Annotated in this window: 5 protein-coding genes; all 5 read right to left on the minus strand. The window is 57.4% G+C overall.

The window, feature by feature from the left end:
• A partial coding sequence (gene addB, locus ACXJ5O_RS12560; protein WP_457300173.1) for a double-strand break repair protein AddB occupies positions 1 to 2877 on the minus strand: 2877 nt, incomplete at its 3' end.
• Positions 2870 to 3595: a nucleotidyltransferase family protein gene (locus ACXJ5O_RS12565; RefSeq protein WP_457300174.1), complete on the minus strand. Its 726-nt coding sequence runs from the start codon at positions 3593 to 3595 to the stop codon at positions 2870 to 2872. The genes ACXJ5O_RS12565 and addB, both read right to left, overlap by 8 nt.
• Positions 3596 to 3598: 3 nt before the next feature.
• Positions 3599 to 5107 (minus strand): tRNA (adenosine(37)-N6)-threonylcarbamoyltransferase complex ATPase subunit type 1 TsaE, encoded by a 1509-nt coding sequence (gene tsaE, locus ACXJ5O_RS12570; protein WP_457300175.1) that lies wholly within the window; start codon positions 5105 to 5107, stop codon positions 3599 to 3601.
• Positions 5108 to 5114: 7 nt separating this feature from the next.
• On the minus strand, positions 5115 to 7532 hold the full coding sequence (locus ACXJ5O_RS12575; protein WP_457300176.1) for an ATP-binding protein: 2418 nt from the start codon (positions 7530 to 7532) through the stop codon (positions 5115 to 5117).
• A gap of 321 nt (positions 7533 to 7853) precedes the next feature.
• A partial coding sequence (locus ACXJ5O_RS12580) for an adenosylhomocysteinase (RefSeq protein ID WP_457300177.1) occupies positions 7854 to 9002 on the minus strand: 1149 nt, incomplete at its 5' end.

Consider the following 9002-nt stretch of genomic DNA (forward strand, 5'->3'; position numbering starts at 1 on the left):
GAGCCGCACATAGAGCAGATCTGCAGCTTCGCGCGCGCCAACCTCGTGGAAGGCTCCGCGCGCCAGAAGTGCTGCCTCGAGTGCAAGCTGCGGGGACAAAAGCACATGCGCCTGCCGCTTGGATGGGGTCGAACCGGTCTTGTAGTCGATAATCTCGGCCAAACCGTCGCTCCGTAGATCGACGCGGTCAGCACGGCCAGAGAGCGTCACGCCGGTCGTTTCAACGGGAATCTTTCTTGAAGCAATTTCTGGATGACGTGCCGTTATAAGGTGCGCGCGCTGGCGTTCCCATTGGAGGTATTCCGGAACCAAAGATTGAAATCGYGGCCACCACACCGCATCGATCTCTTCCGGTAATGCGATTTCATCAAAAAATCGCCGTCCTGTTTCCAGAAGACGTGCGGATGCATCGGTGTTCTGCGGATCGACACTCTGTGCAGTGAAATCGGCCAGGATATCGTGGAACAGAGAGCCGCGTTCAGCGACATCGGGATCGCGGATCAGTGACTCGATGGGGCGCAGGCGGAGGATGCGCCGGGCAAAGATCGCGTAAGGATCGCGCCTGAGCGTCTCAATTTCCGTGACGGAGAAATGCTTTGGCCGCGCGCCTAAAGGTGGCTTGGGTTCCGGCCGCTTGACGAAGTCTTCGTCTGGTGCAGTATCGATCTCCCGCGCCCAGTTCAGATACTTCGCGCCCCGGGTGCGCAATTCAGTAGTTGCAGTTTTGCCAAGAACTGTTTCGAGGCGTTGTAACCAGCGCGACGCAACCGTCGGAGCGTTGGCGGCGCGCTGCGCCCGTGTGAGAATGACGCGGTCCATTCCCATCGCCATCTGGAAATCATGCGCTGCAAGGCCAGTGCGCCGTTCCGGTGGTTCAAGATTGATGATCGATTTCATTGGCCGCGACATGAAGGGATCATTGCGGGTTTTGCCCGGCCAAGTCCCTTCGTTCAGACCGCCGATGACGACCGTATCGACCGTCTGCAAACGGGCTTCCAGTGCCCCCCAGATAAAGAGGCGGGGATGCGCGCCGGCCTTAGGCTTGACGACCTCTCCGGCGACCAGCGCCTCGATCATCGACGGCCATTCGGAAGGCATGAACTCCAACCCTGCATCTGCCGATATCAAATTGCGCAGGAAGGCGGCGAACTGTTCGCCAGCAGCGCCGGAATAGAGCGCCGCAATATCGCCTTGGTCGTCCCGTGTCAGATTTTCCAGACTGGCGACGGTAGCGTGGATAATCTCCGCGATCTCCACCGGGGCTTTTCTGGAAGCAAAGACCGCCAGCGGTTGCATGCATTGCGAGAGCGCTTCGCAGGCTGAGCGGGCAGCCTCGACCTGCGCAACGGTAATCTGCCGGAGCCACCCGGGTTCAAATGGCGTTGTGCTTGCGTCCGAAAGGCGTTTTTCGAAGAAGGAACGCAGGCCAGACAATATAGCCCGACCCGTGCCCCCTCGAAGCGACACGAGTTCAATGGTTTCCGCAGCTTGCCTAACAGCGGAACGTTCGAGACMGAGCCGGGTCAAGGGATGTTTGAGAAGTGCGAGCAATGCGACAGGATCACCAGGATTGAAGATTGTCTCCAGTGCCAATCGCATCAGTGTGGCTGGTTGCGTTTCGCGCAGGGCATGACCGCCGGAATCATCGGCTGTGATATTGAAGCGTGCGAGCTCGGTCGAGACACGGCGCGCAAGTTCGCGATCCGCAGTGATCAAGGCTACCGTCTTGCCTGGCTGGTTAATCGCATCACGCAAGGCGACAGCGACCGCGAGAGCTTCTTCCCGTTCATTCGCGGCCTCCACCAACGCAATTGGCGCGATGGCAGCCAAGAACCTGCCATCGCCACGGTCGATATCGGCCCAAGCTTCACTCGTGTCTGCGGGGCGCATCGCCTCGGCCAGCAAAGCCTCGCGCGCACGTTTTGACGCTGCGACATCTCCCAACTGGATGACGTCCTGACGCAGAACGCCGAGCTGGCTCAACAGCTTTCTCAAACCATATTGCGGGTGACCGAAGATCGATGGGCTATCGATGGTATTGGACAGAAGTTCCCAACTTGCTGCGTCCATGTCACGATCGACACCGGGCAGGACCAGAGCACCTTGTGGCAGGCGAGCGATGGCGGCGAGCAGCTGTGCGGTGGCGGGTATGGAACCCGTGGAACCGGCGGCGATAACCGGCCCCGCTGGCGGGCTGCGCACCAGACGCTCGGCTTCGAGCTCTATCAGCCGATTGCGATGGGCGGCAGGATTGGATCGATGCCGGCTGGCAAGAACGTCGGGCCAAAGACTGGTGACTATCCCCAGGAAGTCCAGAGTTACCTGCCACCAGTTCGGCAGATCCTCCGACACAATGTTGGATAGCGACGACCATCCCATCGCTTCGGTCTCAACCTGATCCATCAAGCTTGCGAGATCTCGCGCCAGCCAGATTGCATCCGCGGTCGTAGCCGGGATCGCGATCTCTTCGTTGCCGAAAAGCGCCCGGACATGGTCGGGCAGACGTTCGCGCCAAGGCCTCACCAGCCGCGCGAGCAGCAGCAAGCGTTCTGTCGAGCCTATCGGAGGCAGGAGATCGAAAAAAGCATCCGATCCCATATCGAACATTGCCGCATCCTCGTCCACATCACCGAGCGGCCGGATGACGGGGAGGATAGCAGACTTGGTCGGGCTCGTTTCGACCAGCAAGGAACGCAGGGTGCGTGCAGCGCGGCGTGTCGGCACGTAGATCGTTGCCTGTGCGAGCGCCATGGGATTCGACGGATCCGCGGGATATCCGGGCACAAGGGTGCCCGATCGCAGTGCATCAACAAGAGCGGGCAGAAACGGAATGCCCGGTGCTATGGAGAATATGCGCGAATGTCCGTGCTCAACCATTGACCGTCTGTCTGGCGATGGCGGCTTCCGCCTCGCCAATCGCATCAGGTGTTCCGACCGTCAGCCACATGCCCTCCATCCGTCGGCCATAAAGCCGGTCCGCGGCGATCGCCGCATCAAAATAGCGATTGAGCGAGGCCTTGCCCGCCACGGCGCCTGCGAAAATCCGCGGATGGATAACGGCTGCACCGGCATAAATATTGGGTGACGTTTCGCCGATTCCGAGGCGGCGCAAGCGACCATCGTTGCTCATGTGGAAATCACCGCGCCCATTATAGCCGGTGGCTTGATCCTTTGCCGCAATCATCAGCAGAATATCCATGCGCGCATCATCCCACCCTTCAGCCAGCAGGACAAGATTGGGCTTCGGTCCATCCACCCAAAAAGTATCGGCATTGACCACATAGAAAGGATCGGAGCCGATCTTCGAAAGTGCGTTGATGATACCGCCGGCGGAATCGAGCAGTTCATTGCGCTCGTCCGAAATGATGATCGCCGGCGTCTCTCGCTTCGCCAGATGCGCATCGACCTGATCGGCAAGATAGTGAACGTTGACGATAGCTCGCTCGACGCCCACATTTTCAAGCGCTTCAAGTCCCCAATCGATTAATGGTTTGCCGGCTACTTTTACCAGTGGTTTTGGCATTGTATCGGTAATTGGAGCCATACGCTTGCCAAGGCCGGCTGCCAGAACCATTGCCGTATGCGGACCTGCCATCAATCAAATCTCCGAAGAAAGTATTCCCGCCTTGTCGCACCATTGCTTGACCGGCGCCAGTGCAGGATGAACAATAACGCGATCAAGATAGGACCGGATACGCGGCAGATGTTTCAGATAAAAGGACTTGCCGTCACGTTCGTCGAGTCGGACGAAAATACCAAGTATCTTGGCATTGCGCTGTGCCGCCATGATGGCGAACGCCTTACGGAACAATGCTTCGTCAAAACCGGGATCAGCCGAGCGCCGTTCGTCGATATAGGTGCCGAGCAAATGATCCTGCAGCTCCGGGGCAATCGTGACGCGTGCATCGAAGATCAACGAGGCAACGTCATAGGCTGACGGCCCAATCATGGCGTCCTGAAAGTCAATAAGCCCGACACGATTTATACCATTTTCGTTTTCGCGCCATAGGATATTGGGTGAGTGAACATCGCGCAGGAGAAGGCTTTTCTCCGTATTACTTAGTTGGCTGAATACTTTATCCCATGCGGCCACAAATTCTGCCTTTCGGGCGGGTCCGAGCGCTGCTCCACTTATCCGCGGCACATACCAATCGGACAGAAGCTCGACCTCGATCATCATGGCATCGCGATCGAAATCGTGGATGTGATGGGAAATGCCTTCGCCTAAATCGATATCCCTTGGCCAGGAGTGCTGGTGCAGAGCTGCCAGCAAACGGACCGTTGCTTCATAGCGTTCGAGGATTGGAGCGCCTTCGCCATCCAGTATCCCATCGCCGCCAAGATTTTCGAGGGTCAGAAAACCGTTCTCCAAGTCCTCTGCGGCGATTTTCGGCACCGTGAAGCCGCGTGATGCGAGCAGCCTGTCAAGTGCGACGAACGCAGTCACGGATTGGGAAAGGTGCGCGATTTGCATATAGGTCTTGCCGTCGCGAAGGACTGGACCACCTGGATTGTAGGGCGAATTCATGAGGATAAGCGGACTCCCCGCTCCCATTGCAATGGTTTCGTAACCCCGGGCTGAAGCGTCGCCAAGCAGATAGCGCCGCTCACCCGTGGCGAATCCTTCTTTGGCGAGAAACGCGCGAATCCCCAGGGAGCGTTGCAACCGCGCCAATGCAGCCGGTTCGCCCTCGATCAATGCCTTCCGGCCGTCGCCGTCATTCACAAGCGTCACCTTCAAGCTGGGCGCTGAAAGCGCACCCTCCGCCCGTTCCGGCCACTCTACTACAACGGCGCCATCCTCCAGGACTTCATCAAGACCGAGCTCATCCACCTCATCGGCAGAAGTCAGGCGAAAAAGATCGACATGACTTATTGGYAGGCGCAACTCCGGATAGGACTGCACGATGGTGAAGGTCGGGCTCGGCACCTCGTAGCCATGGTCATCGGCAATGGTACGTATCACTCCACGCGCCAGTGTCGACTTGCCGGCACCGAGATCTCCTGACAACGTGACGAGATCACCCTTGCGCAACGCCAGTGCCAGATCCTGGCCAAGCCTTGTCGTATCCTCGGGTGTGGCAAGTTGAATGATGATTGATGTCATGGAGCGTTTATTCGGCAGCGATGCTGAATGTGCGCGCCTCCACCGGGAACCGGCAGGTAACCAGCGTGCCTTTGCCGGCGCCGCTATCGATATCGACCGTACCACCATGCAATTCGACGAAACCCTTGACAATGGAAAGTCCGAGGCCGGCTCCACGCTTGCGGCCGCCATTGGGATAGGGCTGGAAGCGCTTGAAGATGCTGTCGAGAACATAATCCGGCATGCCTGGGCCATTGTCCTTGACGCTGAATACCATTTCGGCCTGGTCCCGCCAGCATGCGAGCGTCACCGTGCTGCCTTCAGGCGCGTAGTTGGCAGCATTGCTGAGAAGATTGGATAGAACCTGCTTGACCCGGCTGGCATCGGCACGAAACGAACCCGTTCCTGGTGCGATGCGGACGTCGAGCAGGATATTATGCTCCCTGAATCGCTCCGCTACCTTCTCGGATGCAGTGGCGATAGCATCTGTGACCGACACATTGCTGATATCGAGTTCCATGATACCGGCATCGACGGTGGCGAGATCGAGAATGTCGTTGACGATCGTCAGCAGCACCGAAGAGGACGTGCCGATGTGATCGAGATAATCGCGTTGACGGTCATTGAGCGGCCCCGTCATCGGCGTCTGCAGAAGCTCGGTAAAGCCGATGATATTGGTCAAAGGCGATCGCAGCTCATAGGACACATGCTGAACGAAATCGTTCTTCAGCTCATCCGTCCGCTCCAGAGCTTCATTCTTCTCCTTCAGCGCGCGCTCCACTTGCACCGAATCCGTCACATCAACGAAAGTCAGCATGGTCTGGCCGTTTGGCAGCGGCGCCGTCGCATAGTAGAGAATTTTGCCGGAGCTGAGTTCGAGATGTCCCGAGAGAGACAGCCGCTCATCGTCAAAACCGGTCACGGTGGTGACAAAGGTTTCCCAATGCGCAGCATCCGAGACCGGTTCACACAGCCGGCGAATGGCCGAAATGTGCATACCTTCAGAGATTTGCTCGCGCTTCAGCGACCAGAGGGAAGCGAAAGCAGGATTCGATAGGCGTATCTTTCCGTCTGAGCCGAAAACGGCGACGCCTTCCGCCAGATGGTCCAGCGTCTGACCCTGTACCTTGATCAAGGTGTTGTAGCGGCTTTGCAGCTCTAGCTTTTCAGTAAGGTTTTCGAAGACCCAGGTCACCCCGCCCTTTGGCTGCGGATTGACGATCACACGCAGCGTGCGCCCATCGGTCAGATACCAGATATGCTCCTGCGACTCGACCGAATGATAGGCAGACAAGACTGTTTCCTTCCATCGGCGCCAATCTTGCTGTTCCGGCAGGATTCCATCACTACGGAAGCGATCGAGCAGCATCGCATTGTCGGGACTACTCTCGAGGAATGCCGTGTCCAGCCCCCAAAGCTTGGCAAACGCCTGGTTATGGAACTGCAGCTTGCGATTAGCGTCAAACATCGCGACGGCAGTGTTCAGCTGGTCGAGTGTATCCGAATGATTAAGAACCGTTCGCTTGAACTCTTCACGGATCAGTTCGACTTCGCTGACGTCGGTCGCGAGGCCGGCCGAGCCCGCACTACTGGCAACATCGGTGACCCGGAATACATGACGATCGCCACCAACCACTGTCGAAAGCTGATCCTGGAAGCGCCTGTTTGCTACCTTGTCGCGTTCGATCTTTTCTCGCGCCTGTGCGCCGAACAATTCGCGACCGTCCCGAATCGCAATCTGCGGATCGCGAACATCAACAGCCTTGGCATAGGCCATGTTCACCCAGTCGAGACGGCCATCGCCATCACGGCTCCAGGATGGCATATCGATCGATTCCAGCAAGCCGCGCAGCGTGGTGACGGCCTCACTAAGCTGATAGTTTTCAGACTTGAGGAGCGCCTGCGCGACCCGGGTCTCACCGAGATTGATGAAACGCACTATTGCATAACCGCCGGAGGTGCGGCCCTGAACTTCCAGCGGTGCGCCCTTCGAGGTTTCAACCGCGATGTCGAATGGGCGTGCTTTTTCGCGCAAAGCAGAGATGGAACGATCAAGCAGCGTAACGGAATCGACACGCAGCCATCGTCCGAAGGCCAAAAACAGCGCACGGCCTTCTGGCACGCCAATCTCTGGAGGAAGAGTGCCGATGAGATTGGGCGTACTCGAAGCGCCTTCCCACACGACCACACGCTGATCCTTGAGATTAAGCAGGGCTTCGTTGCGCTGGACCGTTACGTTGAGGTCCGCAACCTTGTCGCGCAGCTGGCGATTTTCTTGGGCAATACGACTGCGCTCGCGAATAAGCCAGCCTGCTGAAAGCAGCGCTGCACCCATGGCGCCAAGGAAAATAGCGAACTGCACGACTTCGAACGTACCGACCTCTACGCCAAAGGGTGTCGTGATTTTTCCGAGCGCGTCCTGTGCACGAGCCGACGGGGAAGACATCAACAGGACTGGCAGGGCTGAACTTGTGCCTTTAGCCAGGATCCTCCGCAGTCTGTTCAGCACCGGTCCGTGTGCTGCATCTTTACTGCGAACATCACTTGTCCCAATTTTCATATCAACCGTCGCTGCCCCATCCTGACGAATGCCGGTTATTCCCTTCCGCTTGCTTTTTTAAGCAAGCGGCCCACCTGGAACACCGTCATCCCGAATCACTACAATAAACCTTGAGCGAATCGACGGGAAGAACTAGGCGCAAAAAAGAAAACCGGAGAATTTGTCAATCCTCCGGTTTCTATATCTTGTGGGTATATACTAATCAGATCAATATCTGTAGTGGTCAGACTTGAAAGGACCCTTCGGCGTCACACCAATATAGGCAGCCTGTTCTTCCGAAAGCACCGACAATTTCGCGCCAAGCTTGTCCAGATGCAACCGGGCAACCTTTTCGTCGAGGTGCTTCGGCAGGACATAGACTTCATTCTTGTACTGTTCGCCGCGGCTATAAAGCTCGATCTGAGCCAGAACCTGATTGGTGAACGAGGCGGACATGACGAAGCTTGGGTGGCCCGTAGCATTGCCGAGGTTGAGGAGACGGCCTTCGGAGAGAAGCAGCAGCCGCTTGCCATCTGGGAACGAGATCATGTCGACCTGCGGCTTGATGTTGTTCCACTTGAGATTGCGCAGGGCGACGACCTGAATCTCGTTATCAAAGTGACCGATGTTGCCGACGATGACCATGTCCTTCATCGCGCGCATGTGCTCGATGGTGATTACGTCCTTGTTGCCGGTCGTCGTGATGATAATGTCGGCCGTCGGGGCCGCATCTTCGAGCGTCACAACCTCGAAACCATCCATCGCGGCCTGCAACGCACAGATCGGATCAACTTCCGTCACCTTGACGCGGGCGCCGGCACCAAGCAGCGACTGGGCCGAACCTTTGCCCACATCGCCGTAACCGCAGACGACAGCGACCTTGCCAGCCATCATGACGTCGGTAGCGCGGCGGATACCGTCAACCAGCGATTCCTTGCAGCCATACTTGTTGTCGAATTTCGACTTGGTGACGCTGTCGTTGACGTTGATTGCAGGGAAGGGCAACAAGCCCTTCTTCTGCAGCTGATACAGACGATTGACGCCGGTCGTGGTCTCTTCAGTGACGCCCTTGATGGCATCGCGCTGCTTGGTGAAGAAGCCAGGCGTTTCTTTCATGCGCTTTTTGATCTGTGCGAAGAGGATTTCCTCTTCTTCGCTCTCCGGCTTCGACAAAACATCTTCGCCAGCCTCGGCACGTGCACCGATGAGAATGTACATCGTGGCATCGCCGCCATCGTCGAGGATCATGTTGGAAGGCTGACCATCCTGCCACTGGAAAATCTTGTCCGTATAGGTCCAGTACTCTTCGAGCGACTCGCCCTTGACGGCGAAAACCGGCGTTCCGGTTGCAGCAATCGCTGCGGCGGCGTGATCCTG

The organism is Phyllobacterium sp. P5_D12, assembly GCF_054049495.1.

What these genes read in the sequence shown, in the direction of transcription:
- ACXJ5O_RS12565 (WP_457300174.1), bottom strand. Translation starts at nt 3,595, where the DNA reads ATGGCAGGTCCGCATACGGCAATGGTTCTGGCAGCCGGCCTTGGCAAG.
- ACXJ5O_RS12575 (WP_457300176.1), bottom strand. Translation starts at nt 7,532, where the DNA reads ATGTCTTCCCCGTCGGCTCGTGCACAGGACGCGCTCGGAAAAATCACG.